Raw genomic sequence first — 18,434 nt, forward strand, 5'->3', positions numbered from 1 at the left:
TCAATCTCCTTCTGACCCAGTACTGCGGGAAAGGCTGCGTAGCGCAATCGAATTGAGCAGCGCCGCAATCGCCTCCGGTGGCAACACCTGGCGCGCCGCCTGCAACTTGATCGCCGCCCGTGGCATGGCATCGATCAGCGCACTGGTCGGCTCCTGGGCAATGGTCAGGGCCCCGCAGCGGTGCAGTTCGGCGAGTCCCTCGGCCCCGTCCCGGCCCATACCGGACAGCTGGATGCCGATGGCCTGGTTGCCGAGGCGCTGCGCCACGTTGCGGAACAGGTGATCGGCCGAAGGGCAGTACAGCTCGCCGTTGCTGCCCTGCAACTGAGCCCGCAGCTCGGCGCTGACGCCCAGATGACTGCCGTCAGGCGGCAGGTACAGCCCCCCTGGCTGAAGCAGCTGGCCGTGCTCGGCGATACTCACCGACAAGCTGCAGACGCTCGCCAGCCAGTCGCGAAAACTGCCGAGAAATCCTACGCTAATATGCTGGGCCAGCAGCAGCGGCCAGGGTTGCTGTGCGCTCAGGTGTGACAGCAGCGCCTTGAGCGCAACCGGGCCACCGGCGGACGCGGCAATGGCCACCAGCTTTGGGCTCTCCGAACTCAGCGGCGCCCTGAGTGGCGCAGCAGTCAGCGTCTTCACTGCGCGCGGTCGCCGCACTATCTTGACCTGCGCCATGCTGCGCAGGGTGCGCACCAGCGCCCCGATAAGCTGCTTGAAATTAGCCGCCTCTGGCCCTTGGGGCTTCTCTAGTACCGCCAGGGCACCGGCTTCCAGAGCGTGCATGGCCGTCGCCGCCGCATAGGCATTGGCGCTGGCGGTCACCACCACCACCGGCAGGGCATAGAGCTCGAGAATGCGCGCCGTGGTTTCATAACCGTTCATGCCCGGCATGTGCACATCCATGGTGATGATGTCGGGTCGATAGCCCTCCAGCAGACGTAAGGCTTGTTCGCCGCTGTCCGCTTCACGCACTTCGAAACCTTCATCCTCGAACACCGAGCGCAGCAACATGCGCAATACCGGTGAGTCGTCGACAATCAGCACGCGCATGACTGCTCCCAATCAAATCAAACGGCGAATGGCGTCCAGCAGGCTATCCTGCTCGAAGCCGCTTTTCACCAGGTAGGCATTGGCCCCAACCTCCAGACCGCGAGCGCGGTCTTCGGCCGAATGCAATGCCGTCACCAGTACCACCGGCAAGTCGGTCAGCTCACGGTCGAGCCGAATCCGCTGGGTCAAGGTGAAACCATCCATACGCGGCATTTCCACATCCGACACCAGCAGATCGAACGCCCCCTGCTTCAGGGTGTTCCAGGCTTCCAGGCCATCGTTGGCCGTTGCCACCTGGTAACCGGCGCCCTCCAGGATGGCTTTCAGCAGGCCGCGCGAAGTAAAGGAGTCTTCGGCGATCAGCAGGCGTTGCGCAGTGTTGCCAGACGTCTCCTGCACGTTGCGCTCAAGGCTGCCGGCCCCCACCGACAGGGCACTACGGTAGAGGTCTCCCGGATGCAGAATGGGCACCAGCTGCCCGTCGCCGAGCAGGGTCGCCCCTAACAGGTTGCGCACCCGCAGCAGCTGACGGCCGAGACTCTTGACGGTGATTTCCTGGTCACCGAGCAGCTCGTCGACCAGCAGCACGAAGGGTTCCCCACGGACTTTCAGTAGCAGCAGAGTCAGGTCGTCATCCCTGCCCACCGAACTGCTCAGGCCGAGCACGTCGGCCAGGGCCCAGACCGGCAGCACTCGCCCGTCGAGCGTCAGCGAGGGGCGGTTCTCCAGATTCTTCACGGCACTGGACGGCAGCCGCAGGCAGCGCTCCACGGCCAGGGCCGGCATGGCGAAGGTGCGCTCGGCGATGCGTACGATCACTGCACGGAAGGTCGACAGGCTGAGTGGTAGGTGCAGGTGAAGGCAAGTGCCCTGGCCTGGGCTGGACTCCAGATCGATGCGTCCGCCGAGCCGTTCGACCGCCTCCTGGACGATGGCCATGCCCAGGCCGCGCCCGGACAAGTCGGTGATCAACGCGCTGGTCGACAGCCCGGAGCGAAAGATCAGCCGCCGGCATTCCGCCTCGCTAAGCGCCTCGGCCTGCTCCGCACTGAGCAGCCCGGCAGCCAGTGCCTTGGCCCTCAAGACCTCGACGTCGATACCCGCGCCATCGTCCTCTACGCGCAGCTCGAAACGATCCGCCGACTCCTGTAACAACTCGACCTGCAGCCGCCCGACGGGCGGCTTGCCGTTGGCTACGCGGCGGTCCGGCGACTCCAGGCCATGATCAACGGCATTGCGTAGCAGGTGGGTGAGTACGGTGCGCAGTTCGTCGAGGATGCGCTTGTCGACCTGCAGATCGGTGCCGCGCACCTGCAGGTCAACACGTTTGCCGGCCTGGCTGGCCAAGTCCTGGACCATGGCCGGCAGCCCTTCCACCAGATTGCTACCGGCCAGCAACAGCACCGCCTGCAGCTCGCCGACGTGGGCATCTGAGAGCTGCGCCAAGCCCTGGGCCAGGTGCCGTCCTGCCTTTTCCAGGTGGACTGCCTCGAAATGCAGGCGGTCGAGCTGCGCCTGGCTCCAGTTCAGATAATCGAGCAGGCCCTTCAGGGCATCCCGGCTGGTCAGGGGCAAGGCCTCCAAGCCTGCATGCAGCTGCTTTAAGTTGCCGGCATCGAGCAGGCGCTTGCCTCGCTGCGGCTCGAAGGCCTGCGCGTGCTCACGCAGGCGGCGCGCATAGGCCTGGGCTTCGAGTTTGTGCTGCAGCAGGCTTTCGCTGTGAAACAGCAAGGTGTCCAGGCGACGTGTGGAAACCCTGACCATGCTGGGATCAGCCGGTTGCACAGGGTTGGTCAGCGGCGTCCTCGGCAGGGCGACGGCTTCGCCACGCGCGGCGCTTTCCAGCTGGCCGCACAGCAGTTCGGACTCGCCGGAGCCAGGCTCTTGTCCGGCGTGCAACTGCTGCACCGCGCGCAGGGCGTGCCGACACAACTCGACACGTTCCGCGGTCAGCTCCAGCTGTCCGCCGCGAATCGCCCCCAGCAGGCTCTCCCAGGCATGGCAGAGGCGTTCGATCGACGGCAGGCTGACCGCCCGGGCAGCGCCCTTGAGACTGTGCACCTCGCGAAACAGCGACTCGATGGAGTCGTCACTGGCGCCGGCCTCGCGCCAGTTCGCCAAGGTGTCGGCGAGCACGCCCAGGCGCTCGCCCGCCTCGATCCGGAAGCTTTCCAGCAGGCGCTGCTGCAGCGCTTTACGGTCCAGGCTCATGTTCTACTCACAACTTGAATTGGGCCGCGAGGCCCTGCAGTTTTACACCCAACTCATGCAGGTTGCGGGTGGCCTGGTCCATCTGACGCGTACCGCTGACATTGCTCTGGCTGGCCTCGCGAATGCTGCTCATAGCATTGGCGACCTGGTCCATGCCGACCATCTGCTGCTGACTGGTGGCGGCGATCTGCAGGGCCATTTCACTGGACTCGGCGATGCTGCTGTCCAGGGCGCGGATCGCCTCGCCGCTCGACTGCGCCCGTTCGTAGCCGGCCTCCACCGTCTTGCTGCCCTGTTCGGCCAGCAGCACCGCCTTGGTCATGGCCTTCTGGATCTCGCCGAGGATTCCACGCACCTGGTTGGTGGCCTGTTTCGACTGGTCGGCCAGGGCCTTGACCTCCTGGGCCACCACCGAGAAGCCCTTGCCGGTCTCGCCGGCCCGCATCGCCTCGATCGAGGCGTTGACCCCAAGCAGGTTGGACTGCTCGGCCAAGTCGCTGACCGAGGCGACTATTTCGCCTATGGTCTGGCTCTGCTCACCCAGGCGCATGATGCTTTCCGCCACCGCCTGCATCTGCTCGCGGATCTGCCCCATGCCCTTGAGCGCCTCCTCCACCGATTGGCGCCCGCCCTGGGCCACCTCGCGGGTGCGCGCGGTGCTGTCGGCCACCGACTGCGCCTTGCCGCTGGCCAGTACGGCGGTCTGCTTGACCTCGTCCACCGTGGTGACTATTTCGCTGATGGCGGTGGCGGTTTCCTGAGTATTGGTGGCCACTTGGCTGGTGGCCGCCAACACTTCCTCGCTGGACGTCGCCAACACGGTGATGCCTTCGTTGAGCTCCCCGACCAGGTTGCGCAGGTTGGCCAACATGGTGGCGAAGGCGGTACCCAGCACATCCTGGTCGGATACCGGCTGACTGTCCTGGCTCAGGTGCCCCTGGGCCAGATACTCGGCCTTGGCAGCCAGTGCCAGCAGATACTGGCTCATCTGGCTGAAGGCAAGGGCCAGTCGACCGACCTCGTCACGGCGGCTCTCGCTGCGCAGCTCCCTGGGTATTTCACCGCGGCTAATCCGCTCGGCCATTAGGGTCAGATGCGCCAGTGGCTGGGCAATGTGCCGGCTGAGCAGCCAGGCCATGAGCATGCCGAAGATCAATACGAGCGCCCCGACCAACAGCTGCTCCACGCGCTGGCGCTCCACTGTTTCCTCAGAGCGGACCAGTGCTTGGCGTACGTTGTGCTCGGTGAGTTCGGCCAGACGCAACCCCAGGTCATTGATCTGCACCATCCGTTCGAGCTGAATCCCCAAGGCCAGGGCCTCAGCCTGCTCCAGCTGCCCGCTGCGGATGAGTGGCAACAATTGCTGGTCGCGGGTCTCGACGAAGGCGGCGCGCACGCCGATCAGCTGGTCGAGCAGCCGGCGCGTCTCGCCGTCATCGCCCAGGCCACCGAGTAGCTCATCGAACAGGCGATCATTGGCCCGAGATAAGGCCTCGATCTCGCCCTCGCTCTGACGCAGCTTGTCGCCCTGGCTATTGGCCATCGCCTGCAACAGCTCGGCACGCTGGGTGATGATGTTGATGCGCAGTTCTTTGACCTTGGATACCCGCTCTAAGCTGCCTTGGAACAGCCGGGCCTCACTCTTCTGCAGATCGGCGAAACGCTGCAGCGAAGTGATCAGCAGGGCGCCGAAAGCGACTATGAGTACGGCAAAAACCAGAACCAGCTTGCTGCCGATACGCAGGTTGGCAATATTTCCTAGCATTCTCGCTTCTCCTTGTCCCTAGGCCACCCCCGCGGGGCAGTGCACAACGAATCCTGCATCCTCCTTACAGCTTGAATCGGCTCGCCAAGCCCTTGAGCTTTAGCCCCAGCTGGTGCAGGTTGCGCGCCGCCAGGTCGACCTGTTGGGTGCCGCCGACGTTGTCCTGGCTGGCCTGGCGGATGCTCGCCATGGCCGTGACGATTTGGTCCATGCCGACCATCTGCTGCTGGCTGGTGGCGGCAATCTGCAAGGCCACCTCACTGGAGGCCTCGATATTGCTGCTCAGGGTGCGGATTGCCTCGCCGCTCGACTGCGCCCGTTCGTAGCCGGTCTCCACCGTCTTGCTGCCTTGTTCGGCCAGCAGCACCGCCTTGGTCATGGCCTTCTGGATCTCGCCGAGAATGCCGCGCACCTGGGCGGTGGCCTGTTTCGACTGGTCGGCCAGGGCCTTGACCTCCTGGGCCACCACCGAGAAGCCCTTGCCCGCCTCGCCGGCCTTCATCGCCTCGATCGAGGCGTTGACCCCGAGCAGATTGGACTGCTCGGCCAGGTCGCCGACCGAGGCGACTATCTCGCCGATGGTCTGGCTCTGCTCGCCCAGGCGCATGATGCTTTCCGCCACCGCCTGCATCTGCTCGCGGATCTGCCCCATGCCCTTGAGCGCTTCCTCCACTGCCTCGCGCCCGCTCAACGCCACCTGCCGGGTGCGCTCAGTGCTCTCGGCCACCGTCTGCGATTTGCTGCCCGCCAATACCGCGGTCTGCTTGACCTCCTCGACCGTGGTGACTATCTCGCTGATAGCGGTGGCGGTTTCCTGGGTACTGGCGGCCACCTGGCTGGTGGCGGCGAGAATTTCTTCACTGGACGAGGCGAGCACCGAGATGCCTTCATTCATCTCCTGTACCAGTTCGCGCAGGTACTGGCTCATATTGCCGAAGGCCTGGGTCAGTCGACCAACCTCGTCCTGCCGAGCGCTGGTGACGATTTCCTCGGGTATCTCGCCGCGACCGATGCGCTCCGCCCAACCGGTCAGACGCGACAGCGGCTGGGCGATGTGCCGGCTTAGCAGCCAGGCCAACAAGGCACTGACGCCGACCAGCAGCAGGCTCAAACGGAACACCCATTCGCGCTGGGCCTCCAACGCCTGGCGTGAGCGCTCCAGGGCTGCGACGACGCGCCGATCGGTGACATTGGATAGCTGCAGGCCGAGTTCATGAATCCTCTTCATGCGATCGAGCTGTAGCCCCGTGCTCAACTGGCGCGCCTCCTCGAATGCGCCGGTGCGGAGCAATTCCAGCTGCTCCGCACGGGTCTGCTTCAGGGCGAGGCGCACCGCCAGCATTTCCTCGAGAAGGTCGGCGAACTCCGGATCATCGCCTGCCGCCTGCTGCAGGCGTTTCACCAGTCGTTCGTTCTCTGCGGTGCGCCGGCGGATCCCCTCCTCTATGCCTGGCAGGTCGGCCTGCGCCTCTTCGTTCGAGGCCTGCATCAAATCGGTGCGCTGGGCTGCGATGTTCAGACGCAACTCCTTCACATCGGAGACGCGCGAATAGTGTTGCCGAAACTGCTCCTCCTCGACCTTCTGCAGGTTGGCGAAACGTTCCAGACTGTTGAACAGCAGGATGCCGAATCCTGCGATCAGCACGGTGAAGGCGGCGATCAGTTTGCTGCCGATACTCAATTTAAATAGCCTGTCCATTGCACCCTCCATTGCCATTAATCCTCGTCCATCACCCGTAGGTTAGGGTCACCCAGCAGCCGCCCGCCATCCAGCACCGTCCATTGCTCGGCGGTGACGCCGAGCAGGTAGGCCGCCCGCACGCCGGTGAGGTTGGCCAACTCGCCTTGCAGAGCCTCCTGGCGGATCCGCGTGATACCCAGGACCCGATCGATCAGCAGAGCAAACTCCATCTCCGAGTTGCGCAGGATCACCATGAAATTCTTGTCGGACAGGCCACTGATCGGCAGTTCGAACAGTACCCGCAGATCGAGCAGCGAGACGATATGCCCACGCACGTTGACTATGCCCAGCACATAGGGCGGCGTGCTCGGCAGGGGGGTGTACTGGGCCAGCGGCAGCACCTCGGCGACATGCTCGCTCTCGATGGCATACAGCTCGCCACTGATGCTGAAGCTCAGGACTTCCAGCCAACCATCGGCTTGTTCCTCTTCGACCACCGTGGCCCATTGCCGGGTTCGCTCGAGCAAGCGTAGATCGCGCTCCTCGGCATCCACGGCGAAACCGCCTGCCAGCCGGGTTTCGAACTGGGCGAGCCGCTGACGTATCTGCTCCCAGCGCTGATCCTGCTTCAATGGCTCGGACATCCACTCGGTTCCTCCAGTAGTTGATCGCACAAACGCAGCAGCTGCACGCAACTAAGGCCATCGCCCTGCGGCACCAAGGAGGCCACGTCCTGGGCCAAGAGCAGCTGCCGGCATACCTGCAGGGCTTTTTCGCCGGCGCGCGCCTGTCCTTCAGCGCGCAGCAGGCGCGCGCGCAAGAAGTAGCCGAGAATAAACTCAGGGTCCAGATACAGCGCCTTCTGCAGGGCCGCCTGGGCCAGGCTGAGGTCGCCGCTCTGCTGAGCCAACAGGGCCTGCAGCCAATAGGCCTTGGGCGAGTTGCTATCCAGGGCGAGCGCCCGCTGCAACCACTCCTGGGCCTGCTCGGGTCGCTGCTGATCGGCCCAACTCTGCGCCATGGCCAGACAAGCCTGGTGTTGCTGGCTGCGGCTCAGCCCAGGGCAGCTCAGGTAGGCCTGCAACGCTTCCCGGACCTGCTCGTGCAGACCACTGGCCTGGGCCCGGGCAACCTGCTGCCAGCGCCGCTCGCGGATGGCATCGGCGCTTTCGGCCGCGGCTTGCTCGGCAGGCGCAGGGCTGGCGGCAGGCGCAGGCAGTCGAGCCTCGCCTCGGTTCTGCTTGATGTACAGGGGGCCGGCCTTGCCGAGGACCACCGGCTCGGCCGCGAGTGCTCGGCTTGGCGCAGGGCTGCTCACCCGGACGTCCTGCCGCGCAGCAGGTGCCAGGGCGTAGTTGCAGCCGGCCCAGCTGCCGACCAGCCCCGCCTGAGTCGCCAGACTGGCCTCGACGGCGCTCAGCAGCAGAATTCCGTCGGCACTCAGACTGCCCAGCAGACGCCGCACCGCGGCAAGCGCCCGGCCGGTCGAGAAGTACATCAGGACGTTGCGGCACAGAATCAGATCGGCGTCTGCCAGCGCAGGCGGCAGACAGCCATCGGCGAGGTTGTACTGGACGAAGCGAATGCGCTGGCGCCAGGCGGGACGCACCCGCCACTGGGGCCCTTCGGCCTGGAAATAGCGCTGGCGAAAATCCTCCTCGCTGCTGCGAAAGGCGTTGCGCCCGTAGACCCCCTGCTCGGCCCGGGCGAGAAAGGCTCCATTGATGTCGCTGGCCACCAACTCCACGGACCAGTCGGCGCTTTCGCCGCCCAGCAGCTCGTCGATCAGGAACAGCAGGCCATAGGCCTCCTCGCCGGTACAACAGCCGGCACTCCATAGGCGTAGGTGTCGCCGGCCCTCCTGACGGCGGCGCGCCATCAACGGCGCCAGATGATGGCGGGCGAGCCAGTCGAAAGCCTCGGCATCGCGGCGAAAATAGGTTTCGCCAACGGTGAAGGCCGCGATCAGGGATTGCACCTGGGCGGCGTCCCAATCGGCGAACGCCAGTTGCTGCACCCAGCTGTCGAAGTCCGTTATTTGCCGTTCCAGGGCCAGCAGCTGCAGGCGGCGCAGCAGATCACCGCGACGCGGGCCTGAGAAGTCAATGCCCACATGCTGCAGAACCTTGTGACTCAGGGCCGCCAGCAGCCGCGGCGAGCCGTTTGGCTCACCGCGCGACATCAATGGACTCCTCCCTGAGCGTGAGCAGCTCAACCAGGCGAGCTTCGTCGGTGTCGCTGAGCAGCTGTTCGACATCCTGGATCAGCAACAGCCCCTCGGCGCTGCGCAGCACGCCGCGCAACAGGCTGGAGGGCACCCGCGGGTCCGGTGCCGGGGTGAAGTCCGCCGCCGCACAGGCACTCACGGCCTCCACCTGCTCCACTGGCAGCAACAACTCGCGCTTGCTGCTGGTCAGCCAGATAAAGGGTTGCCACAGGGTCAGTGCGGGCGCTGGCCACCCGAAACGCCGGGCCAGATCCACCACGGGAAGCAGTCTGCCACGCACATTGGCCAGGCCACAGATCGATTCGGGCGCCCCCGGTAAGGGGGTACTGCGCAGTGCCGGCAGCACTCGAACCACCTGGTCGAGGGCCACCGCCAAATGTTGACCCGACAACCAAAACGGCAACACTAGGTATCTATCCATAGATGCTTCCCTGTCACCAAAGGCTATTACTACCTTGTACCCTAGCTCAGGCTTATCCCGCGTCCAGTAATCGACCTACTCGCAACAGCCAGCTGCTAGGGCGCGTCCGGGCTCTCGCTAGCCTGCTGCGCCTGCCAACCACCGCCCAGGGCGGCGATCAGCTGCACGCTGACGGTCAGGCGGTTGCCTTGCAGGGTCAGGCGGGTGCGCTCGTTGCTCAGGGCACTGGTTTGCACGATGACCACATCGCTGAAGCCCACGGTGCCAGCCTGGTACTGGTTGAGGATCAGCCGCAGCGACTCGCGCGCAGCCTCCAGCGCCTGCTGTTGCACCACGGCCTCACGCTCGAACACCGCCAGCTGCACCAGAAAGTCCTCCACCTCGCGGAAACTCTCCAGCACGGTTTGCCGGTAATCGGCCACGGTCTGGTCGTAGCGCGCCTCGTTTTGCTCGACCTGGGAGCGGATCAGGCCACCGTCGAACAGGTTGACGGCGAACGCCGGGCCGATCGACCAGAAACGGTTGGGCACGCTGATCCAGTCGCTCAGGCTGCCGCTGCGATAGCCCCCGCTGGCGGACAACGTCAGGTCGGGGTAGTAGGCGGCCTTGGCCACGCCGATGGCGGCGTTGGCCGAGATCACCCGGCGTTCGGCGGCGGCGATGTCCGGACGGCGTTCGAGCAGCGCCGAGGGCAGGCTCAGCGGCACCGCCGGCAGGCCGGGGATATGCTCGCGACTGGCCAGCTCGAACGCGGCCGGCGCCACGCCAACCAGCACCGCCAGGGCGTGCTCGAGCTGGGCGCGCTGAAACTCCAGGTCGATTGCCTCGGCCTCGGTGCTCTTCAGCTGGGTCAGCGCCTGGGTCACGTCGGACTTCGGCACTATGCCGGCGCGGTACTGGTTGTCGGCGATCCTGAACGCGCGCTGATAGGCCGCCACCGTGGCATCCAGCAGGCGCTTCTGTTCATCCAGCACGCGCAGCTGCAGGTAGCTTTGCACCAGCTCCGACTGTTGGCTCAGGCGCACGGCTGCCAGGTCGGCGGCGCTGGCCTGCATGCTGGCGTTGTCCGCCTGCAGTTGCCGACGCAGCTTGCCCCAGATATCCAGCTCCCAACTGACGCCGAGGTTGACGTCGTAGGTCTTCGAGACCTGCGAGGCGTTGGAGCCGCTGACGCTGATGCCGCTGCTGGTACTAATGGTGCTGTCACCACCACCCTGCCCGGCACGGGTCACGCCGCTGTTGAAACCGACACTGGGAAAGAACGCGGCCCGCGCACCGCGCGCCAGGGCGACGGCCTGGCGGTACTGGGCTTCGGCGCTGGCCAGGCTCTGGTTGTTTGCATTCAGGCGTTCGACCAGTTGGTTCAGCTGGCTGTCGCCATACAGCCGCCACCAGTCACCGCGCAGCGCCTCATCGGCCGGCGCGGCGGCCTTCCAGCCGGCGGCCTGCTTGAAGTGCAGGGCGCTGGCCGAGTCCGGGCGCCGGTAGTCGGGGCCAATGGCACAGGCACTGAGGGCCAAGGCGGCCAGGCTCAGGCACAGCGAACGCAGGATTACAGGCTTCATACGGGGGTATCCAGGGCGGCATCGGTGCGCACGCCGCGCCAGCGGTTGACCCGGTGACGCAGACGGTCGAGATAGAGGTAAACCACCGGGGTGGTGTAAAGGGTCAGCAACTGACTGAGGATCAGCCCACCGACGATGGTCAGGCCCAGCGGCTGGCGCATCTCCGCGCCTTCGGCCATGCCCAGCAGCAACGGCAAGGCGCCGAGCATGGCCGCCAATGTGGTCATGATGATCGGCCGGAAACGCAACAGACAGGCGCGACGGATCGACTCCTCGGGGCTGAGCCGGTCCTGGCGCTCCAGCTGCAGGGCCAGGTCGATCATCAGGATGGCGTTCTTCTTCACCACGCCGATCAGCAGGAACAGGCCGAGCAGCGAGATCAGGCTGAACTCGCCGCCGCTGAGGATGATCGCCAGCAAGGCGCCGACCCCGGCCGAGGGCAGCGTCGAGAGGATGGTCAGCGGGTGGATGTAACTCTCGTAGAGGATGCCCAGCACGATGTAGACCACCAGCAAGGCGCCGAGGATCATCAGCGGCTGGCCCTTGGCGGCGCTGGCGAAGGCGCCGCCGGTACCGCCCAGGCTGCCCTGTACCTCGGTCGGCAGGTTGATCTCGGCCACCGCCCGGGCGATGGCCGTATTGGCCTGCTCCTGAGTCACCTCAGGGGCCAGGGAGTAGCCGATGCTGTCCGCGGCGAACTGGCCCTGATGGTTGACCCTGTCCTCTTCCAGGCTGCGCTCCCAGCGAGCAAAGCTGGACAGCGGCACCCGCTGGCCCTCGGCGCCGATCACCTGGATCTGCTCGAGCGCCTCCGGGTATTCGGCGTACTTGGGGTTGATTTCCATCACCACGCTGTACTGGTTGAGACTGTCGTAGATGGTGGAAATCTGCCGCTGGCTGAAGGCGTTGTTCAGCACCGCGGTGACCATGCTCATGTCCACGCCCAGACGCCGGGCGGCGTCGCGGTCGACGACCAGGCGAATCTGCTGCGCGCCCTCGCCTTCGTTGGCGTCTATGTCGGTCAGCTCGGGCAAGGCCGCCAGGGCGTCGCGCACCTTCGGCAGCCAGGCGCTGAGGTCGTCCAGCTCGCTGGCCAGTAGCACATACTCGTTTTCCGAGCTGCGCCCCTGGCGCCCGCCGAATTGCAGATCCTGATCCGGCATCAGGAACAGGCGCCCACCCGCTACCTTCGGCACGCTGTCGCGCAGGCGATCGATCACCTGCTGGGCGGACAGATCGCGTTCGGCCATGGCTTTCAGGCGAATCACCAGAAAGGCATTGTTGATCCCGCCGGAGCCACCGATAAAGCCGGCCACGCTCTGCACCGCCGGGTCGGCGAGCAAGGCACGGCGGTAGATTTCCATCTTCGGCTGCATGACTTGGAAGGACAGGCCATCGTCACCACGGACGAAGCCGATCAGTTGGCCGGTGTCCTGCTGCGGCATGAAGGTCTTCGGCACTTCGACGAACAGAAATACATTGAAGGCCACGGTCGCCAGCAGGCTAAACAGGGTCAGGCGGTGATGGCGCAAAGCCCAATCCAGACTGCGCGCATAGGCCGCCAGCACGCGAGTCTGCAGCCGTGCGCCGAAGCGCTGCAAGCCGCCCTGCTCGCCTTCTGCCCGCTCGGGTTTGAGCCAGCGGGCGCAGAGCATCGGCGTCAGGGTCAGCGACACCAGCATGGAGATCAGGATGGCCACCGCCAGGGTGATGGAAAACTCGCGGAACAGGTTGCTGACGATGCCGCCCATGAACAGGATCGAGAGAAACACCACCACCAGCGACAGGTTCATCGACAACAGGGTGAAGCCGACCTCGCGCGAGCCCTTGAACGCCGCCGCCATGGGCGTTTCGCCGGCCTCGATATGCCGCGAGATATTCTCCAGCACCACGATGGCGTCGTCCACCACCAGGCCGGTGGCGATGATCAGCGCCATCAGCGACAGGTTGTTCAGCGAGAAATCCAGCAGGTACATCAGCGCGAAGGTGCCGACCAGCGACACCGGCACCGCCAACGCTGGGATCAGCGCGGCGCGCCAGCGACCAAGGAAGGCGAACACCACCAGGATCACCAGGGCTACGGCGATCAACAGCGTGCGTTCGGCTTCATGCAGGGTGGCGCGGATCACCGGCGAGCGGTCCATCGCCACTTCCAGGGTGACGTTGGCCGGCATCACCGCCTGCAAGGCCGGCAGTTGGGCGCGAATGTCGGCGATGGTTTCGATGATGTTGGCGCCGGCCTGGCGATTGATCACCAGCAGCACCGCCGGATTGTCGTTGTAGAAGCCGCTGTTGTAGCGGTCCTGCACGCCGTCGCTGACCTCGGCGACATCGCCCAGGCGCACCGCCGCGTCGTTCTGGTAGCGGATGATCAGCGGGCGGTAGTCGGCGGCCTTCGCCAGCTGGTCGTTGGCCTGTATCTGCCAATGCCGCGTGCCGTCCTCCAACGAACCCTTGGGCCGGTCGACGTTGGCCTGGCTGATCGCCTCGCGCACCTCGTCCAGGGCGATGCCGTAGTGGTCGAGCAGGCGCGGTTCCAAGGCCACGCGCACCGCCGGCAGCGAGCTGCCGCCGATCTGCACCTCACCGACGCCCTGCACCTGGGCCAGCTTCTGCGCCAGCACGCTGGACGCCAGGTCGTACAGCTCGCCCTTCTGCAACACCGGCGAGGTCATCGACAGCACCATGATCGGCGCCTGCGAGGGATTGACCTTGCGGTAGCTGGGCATGTTGCGCATGCCGCTGGGCAGCAGGTTGCGCGCGGCATTGATCGCCGCCTGCACCTCGCGGGCGGCGGCATCGACATCGCGGTCGATGTCGAACAGCAGGATGATCCGCGTGTTGCCCTGGCTGCTGCGGCTGGTCATCTCGCTGATGCCGGCGATGGTGCCGAGCGAGCGTTCCAACGGCGTGGCCACGCTGGAGGCCATGATCTGCGGGCTGGCGCCCGGCAGGCTGGCATCGACGACTATGGCCGGGAAGTCCATTTTCGGCAGCGGCGCCACCGGCAACAGGCCGAAGGTCAGGCCGCCGAGCAGGAGAATCGCCAGGCTCAGCAGCAGGGTCGCCACCGGGCGACGGATAAAGGGCGCCGAGAGGTTCATGGCTGGATCACGACACCCGCCGCGCTGCGTCCACTGAGGCGCCGCGAAAGGCGGTCGAACCACAGGTAGATCACCGGTGTGGTAAACAGCGTCAACACCTGACTGAGCAGCAGGCCACCGACCATGACGATGCCCAGGGGCTGGCGCAGTTCGGCCCCGGAGCCGCTGGCCAGCATCAGCGGAATGGCGCCGAACAGCGCCGCCAGGGTGGTCATCAGAATCGGCCGGAAACGCAGCAAGGCCGCCTGGTAGATCGCCGCCTCGGGGGCCAGGCCCTGCTGACGTTCGGCCTCCAGGGCGAAGTCGATCATCATGATCGCGTTTTTCTTGACGATGCCGATCAGCAGGATGATGCCGATGATGGCGATCAGACCCAGGTCGTTACCGCTCAACAGCAAGGCCAGCAAGGCGCCGACCCCGGCCGAGGGCAGCGTGGAGAGGATGGTGATCGGGTGGATATAGCTCTCGTAGAGCACGCCGAGGACGATGTACATGGTCACCACAGCCGCCAGGATCAGCAACAGGGTGCTCGACAGCGAGCTGCGAAAGGCCTCGGCGGCGCCCTGAAAGCGGCTCTGGATGCCGGCCGGCAAGCCGATGGCCTGCTCGACCTGTTCGATCACCGCCACCGCCTCGCCCAGCGAGGTATTCTCGCCCAGGTTGAACGACACAGTGACCGCCGGAAACTGGCCGATATGGTTGACCAGCAGTGCCGCCGAGCGCTGCTCGATCTTCGCCAAGGCGGACAAGCGCACCTGTGCGCCGCTGGCGCTGCGCACATGGATCTGTTCCAGCGCCGCCGGGCCGAGGCTGCCGGCGCCCTGGCTCTCCAGCACCACCCGATACTGGCTGGCCTGGGTGAAGATGGTCGAGATCTGCCGCTGGCCGAACGCGTCATACAGCGCGTCATCGATGGCGCTGACACTCACACCCAGCCGCGCGGCGGCGTCGCGGTCGATCTGCAGATACACCTGCAGGCCACGGTTCTGCAGGTCACTGGCCACATCGCTGAGCGCCGCTTGCTGACTCAGGGCCTCAACCAGCCTGGGCGTCCAGCTCTCCAGCAGGGCCATATCCGGCGACTCCAGGCTGAACTGGAACTGGGTGCGGCTGACCCGGTCCTCGATGCTCAGGTCCTGCACCGGTTGCAGGTATAACTGGATACCCGGCACCTGGGCCAGTTCGGGACGCAGGCGTTCGATCACCTGACTGGCGGTGACCTCGCGCTCACTATGCGGTTTGAGATTGATCAGCAAGCGGCCACTGTTCAGCGTCGGGTTATCACCGTCCACGCCGATATAGGACGACAGGCTGGCCACCGCCGGGTCCGTCAGTATCACCTCGGCCAGGCGTTGCTGACGCTCGCTCATGGCGCCGAAGGAAATGCTCTGCGGCGCCTCGGAGATACCCTGGATCGCGCCGGTGTCCTGCACCGGGAAAAAGCCCTTGGGCACGGCCAGATACAACAGCACGGTCAGGCCCAGGGTGCCCAGCGCGACCAGCAGAGTCAGGGTCTGGCGCTTGAGTACCCACTGCAGGCCCACTCCGTAGCGCTCGATCAGGCCATCGATAAAGGCGCCACTGGCGCGGTAGAAACGCCCCTGCTCTTCTTCCTTTTCCTGTTTGAGCAGGCGCGCGCACATCATCGGCGTCAGGGTCAGCGAGACCAGCAGGGAAATCAGGATCGCCACCGCCAGGGTGATGGCGAATTCGCGGAACAGGCGCCCGACCACGTCGGCCATGAACAGCAGCGGAATCAGCACGGCGATCAGCGACAGGGTCAGCGAAATCAAAGTGAAGCCGATCTGCTTGGCGCCCTTGAGTGCGGCATTCAGCGGCGTCTCGCCCGCCTCCAGATGACGGCTGATGTTTTCCAGCATGACGATGGCGTCGTCCACCACGAAACCGGTGGCGATGGTCAGCGCCATCAGCGTCAGGTTGTTGATCGAGAAGCCGGCCAGGTACATCACCGCGAAGGTGCCGATCAGCGACAGCGGCACGACGATCGAGGGGATCAGGGTGGCGGACAGCTTGCGCAGAAACAGGAAGGTCACCAGCACCACCAGGGCGATGGCCAACAGCAACTCGAACTGCACGTCGCCGATGGCCGCGCGGATGGTCTGGGTGCGGTCGGTGAGCACCTTGACCTCGATGCTGGCGGGCAAACCGGCGGTGATGCTCGGCAATAGCCTGTGGATGCGGTCGACCACCTCGATCACGTTGGCGCCCGGCTGGCGTTGAATGCTCAGCAGCACCGTCTCGTTGCGGTCGGCCCAGGCGGCCAGGCGCAGGTTTTCGGCGCCATCGACCACGCTGGCGACATCCTGCAGGCGCAGGGCTGCAGCGTTTTCATACTTGAGGATCAGACCGCGGTACTCGTCGGCGGATTTGAGCTGGTCGTTGGCATCGAGCTGCGAGACCCGGGTCGGGCCGTCGAAGTTGCCCTTGGGCTGGTTGACGTTGGACGCAGTGATCAGGCTGCGCACATCACTCAGGTTGAGGCCGTGGCTGGCCAGGGCCTGTGGGTCGACGCGGATGCGCACCGCCGGGCGCTGGCCGCCGGCCAGGCTGACCAGACCGACGCCGCTGATCTGCGCGATCTTCTGCGCCATGCGCGTGTCAACCAGGTCATGCACCTCGGTCAGCGGCAGGGTCGCCGAGCTGATCGCCAGGCTCAGCACCGGGGTGTCCGCCGGGTTGACCTTGTTGTACACCGGCGGCGCCGGCAGGTCGTTGGGCAACAGGTTGGTGGCACCATTGATCGCCGCCTGCACCTGCTGCTCGGCCACATCCAGGTCGACCTCCAGGGCGAACCGCAGGGTGATCACCGAGGCGCCACCGGAACTGGCCGAGGACATTTGTTGCAGCCCCGGCATCTGCCCGAACTGGCGCTCCAGCGGCGCGGTCACTGCGCTGGTCATCACATCGGGGCTGGCACCTGGATACAGGGTCAGCACGCGAATGGTCGGGTAATCCACCTGGGGCAAGGCCGACACCGGTAGCAGCCGATAGGCGATCAGGCCCACCAGGAAAATCGCCAGCATCAGCAGCGTGGTGGCGACCGGCCGCAGGATGAACAGGCGCGAGGCGTTCATGCGTCTTTCTTCGCACGTGCCGGCTTGCTGGCCTGCGCTGCATCCGCTGGCTTGGCGATGACCTGCACCGCACTGCCCTGTTTCAGCTTGTCGGTCCCTTCCAGCACCAGGCGCTCGCCCACGGCCAGCCCGTCGCTGATCAACACGCTGCCGGCATCGCTGGCGCCGACGCTGACCGGGCGGATCTGTACCTTGTCCTGCCCATCGAGGAGGAACACGAAGGTGCCTTTCGAGCCGTATTGCAGCGCCGCCGAGGGGATCAGGGTGGCCGCCTTGCGGGTTTCCACGCGCAGGCGCACGTTGACGAACTGGTTGGGGAACAGCAGCTCGTCGGCATTCTCGAAGCGTGCCTTGAGCTTGACGGTGCCAGTAGCGGTATCGATCTGGTTATCCAGGCTGTGCAGCGTGCCTTCGGCCAACAGTTGTTGTTCGCTACGGTCCCAGGCCTGCACGCGCAATTGCTCGCCCTGGCGCACGCGGGCCAGCACCGGCGGCAGCTCATTTTCCGGCAGGGTGAAGTTGACCGTGATCGGTTTGACCTGGGTGATGACCACGATGGGCGTGGTGTCGCCGCTGCCGATCAGGTTGCCGGCGTCCACCTGGCGCAAGCCGAGACGGCCGTCGATCGGTGCGACTATCCGGGTGAACTCCAGGTTCAGGCGCGCGTTGGCCACCGCAGCCTGGTTAGTCTTTAGCGTGCCGCGGTACTGGTTGACCAGCGCCTGCTGGGTATCCAGGGTCTGTTTGGCGATGGAGTCCTCGTCGAACAGACCGCGATAGCGGGCCAGGTCGATCTCGGCGTTGTTCAGCTGGGCCTGGTTCTCCAGCAGCGCGCCTTGCGCCTGCTGCAGGGCAATCTGGTAGGCACGCGGGTCAATCTGCGCCAGTGGATCGCCGGCCTTGACCTGCTGCCCCTCCTCGAACAGCAGCTTTAGCAACTCACCCTCCACCCGGCTGCGCACACTCACGGTATTCAGCGCGGTCACCGTGCCCAGGGCCTTCAGCTCGATATCGAAATCGCCCTGGCCGACCGTCGCGACCCTGACCGGCACCGGGCCGTCATCTCGGCCCCAGGAGCCGGCACGCCCAGCTTCTTCGGCCGGTTTTCCCGGCCACAGCCACCACAGCAACAGGGCGCTGGCGAGGAGGATCGGGACGATCAGCCAGGTGCGGGAAAGGCGCGGAGTCGAGCGGGTATCGGGCATGGTCTGCAGTCACTGTGCTTGAGAGCCTGAACGATAAGCAGTGTCTGTCGCGCTGCATAGAATCTTTACCGGCCATTTACCCTTCGCGGACTGACCAAGTGGTTGAG

General features: G+C 65.4%; 11 protein-coding genes. All 11 read right to left on the reverse strand.

Features of this window, described 5'->3' with window-relative positions:
• The gene (locus tag FBY03_RS19100) at positions 1–1,053 is read right to left on the reverse strand and encodes a chemotaxis protein CheB (RefSeq protein ID WP_147173938.1); all 1,053 of its coding nucleotides are present in this window, start codon (positions 1,051–1,053) and stop codon (positions 1–3) included.
• A gap of 12 nt (positions 1,054–1,065) precedes the next feature.
• Positions 1,066–3,264 (reverse strand): response regulator, encoded by a 2,199-nt coding sequence (locus FBY03_RS19105; RefSeq protein WP_147173939.1) that lies wholly within the window; start codon positions 3,262–3,264, stop codon positions 1,066–1,068.
• Positions 3,265–3,271: 7 nt separating this feature from the next.
• Entirely contained in the window at positions 3,272–5,029 is a 1,758-nt protein-coding gene (locus FBY03_RS19110) for a methyl-accepting chemotaxis protein (protein WP_147173940.1), read from the reverse strand.
• Positions 5,030–5,093: 64 nt separating this feature from the next.
• The gene (locus tag FBY03_RS19115) at positions 5,094–6,728 is read right to left on the reverse strand and encodes a methyl-accepting chemotaxis protein (protein ID WP_178090709.1); all 1,635 of its coding nucleotides are present in this window, start codon (positions 6,726–6,728) and stop codon (positions 5,094–5,096) included.
• A gap of 17 nt (positions 6,729–6,745) precedes the next feature.
• A complete protein-coding gene (locus tag FBY03_RS19120) occupies positions 6,746–7,354 on the reverse strand; it encodes a chemotaxis protein CheW (RefSeq protein ID WP_147173942.1) in 609 nt (202 codons plus the stop codon).
• Positions 7,339–8,892 carry a CheR family methyltransferase gene (locus tag FBY03_RS19125; protein WP_178090712.1) on the reverse strand — a complete coding sequence of 518 codons (1,554 nt, stop codon included), beginning with the start codon at positions 8,890–8,892 and terminating at the stop codon, positions 7,339–7,341. The genes FBY03_RS19120 and FBY03_RS19125 overlap by 16 nt, the downstream gene beginning before the upstream one ends.
• Positions 8,879–9,358 carry a chemotaxis protein CheW gene (locus FBY03_RS19130; protein WP_147173944.1) on the reverse strand — a complete coding sequence of 160 codons (480 nt, stop codon included), beginning with the start codon at positions 9,356–9,358 and terminating at the stop codon, positions 8,879–8,881. The genes FBY03_RS19125 and FBY03_RS19130 overlap by 14 nt, the downstream gene beginning before the upstream one ends.
• A gap of 95 nt (positions 9,359–9,453) precedes the next feature.
• The gene (locus FBY03_RS19135) at positions 9,454–10,923 is read right to left on the reverse strand and encodes an efflux transporter outer membrane subunit (protein ID WP_147173945.1); all 1,470 of its coding nucleotides are present in this window, start codon (positions 10,921–10,923) and stop codon (positions 9,454–9,456) included.
• Positions 10,920–14,027, reverse strand: coding sequence for an efflux RND transporter permease subunit (locus tag FBY03_RS19140; RefSeq protein ID WP_147173946.1), 3,108 nt, complete (start codon positions 14,025–14,027; stop codon positions 10,920–10,922). Before FBY03_RS19140 ends, FBY03_RS19135 begins: the two co-directional genes overlap by 4 nt.
• The gene (locus FBY03_RS19145) at positions 14,024–17,122 is read right to left on the reverse strand and encodes an MdtB/MuxB family multidrug efflux RND transporter permease subunit (protein WP_147173947.1); all 3,099 of its coding nucleotides are present in this window, start codon (positions 17,120–17,122) and stop codon (positions 14,024–14,026) included. The genes FBY03_RS19140 and FBY03_RS19145 overlap by 4 nt, the downstream gene beginning before the upstream one ends.
• Positions 17,119–18,327: an MdtA/MuxA family multidrug efflux RND transporter periplasmic adaptor subunit gene (locus FBY03_RS19150; protein ID WP_147173948.1), complete on the reverse strand. Its 1,209-nt coding sequence runs from the start codon at positions 18,325–18,327 to the stop codon at positions 17,119–17,121. Before FBY03_RS19150 ends, FBY03_RS19145 begins: the two co-directional genes overlap by 4 nt.
• Positions 18,328–18,434 lie beyond the last annotated feature (107 nt).

This window comes from Pseudomonas sp. SJZ079 (assembly GCF_007993865.1).
GTDB lineage: Bacteria > Pseudomonadota > Gammaproteobacteria > Pseudomonadales > Pseudomonadaceae > Aquipseudomonas.

Coding starts and splice junctions, on each gene's coding strand:
- FBY03_RS19145 (WP_147173947.1), bottom strand. CDS start 17,122: ATGAACGCCTCGCGCCTGTTCATCCTGCGGCCGGTCGCCACCACGCTG.
- FBY03_RS19115 (WP_178090709.1), bottom strand. CDS start 6,728: ATGGACAGGCTATTTAAATTGAGTATCGGCAGCAAACTGATCGCCGCC.
- FBY03_RS19120 (WP_147173942.1), bottom strand. CDS start 7,354: ATGTCCGAGCCATTGAAGCAGGATCAGCGCTGGGAGCAGATACGTCAG.
- FBY03_RS19130 (WP_147173944.1), bottom strand. CDS start 9,358: ATGGATAGATACCTAGTGTTGCCGTTTTGGTTGTCGGGTCAACATTTG.
- FBY03_RS19105 (WP_147173939.1), bottom strand. CDS start 3,264: ATGAGCCTGGACCGTAAAGCGCTGCAGCAGCGCCTGCTGGAAAGCTTC.
- FBY03_RS19125 (WP_178090712.1), bottom strand. CDS start 8,892: ATGTCGCGCGGTGAGCCAAACGGCTCGCCGCGGCTGCTGGCGGCCCTG.
- FBY03_RS19110 (WP_147173940.1), bottom strand. CDS start 5,029: ATGCTAGGAAATATTGCCAACCTGCGTATCGGCAGCAAGCTGGTTCTG.
- FBY03_RS19135 (WP_147173945.1), bottom strand. CDS start 10,923: ATGAAGCCTGTAATCCTGCGTTCGCTGTGCCTGAGCCTGGCCGCCTTG.
- FBY03_RS19100 (WP_147173938.1), bottom strand. CDS start 1,053: ATGCGCGTGCTGATTGTCGACGACTCACCGGTATTGCGCATGTTGCTG.
- FBY03_RS19150 (WP_147173948.1), bottom strand. CDS start 18,327: ATGCCCGATACCCGCTCGACTCCGCGCCTTTCCCGCACCTGGCTGATC.
- FBY03_RS19140 (WP_147173946.1), bottom strand. CDS start 14,027: ATGAACCTCTCGGCGCCCTTTATCCGTCGCCCGGTGGCGACCCTGCTG.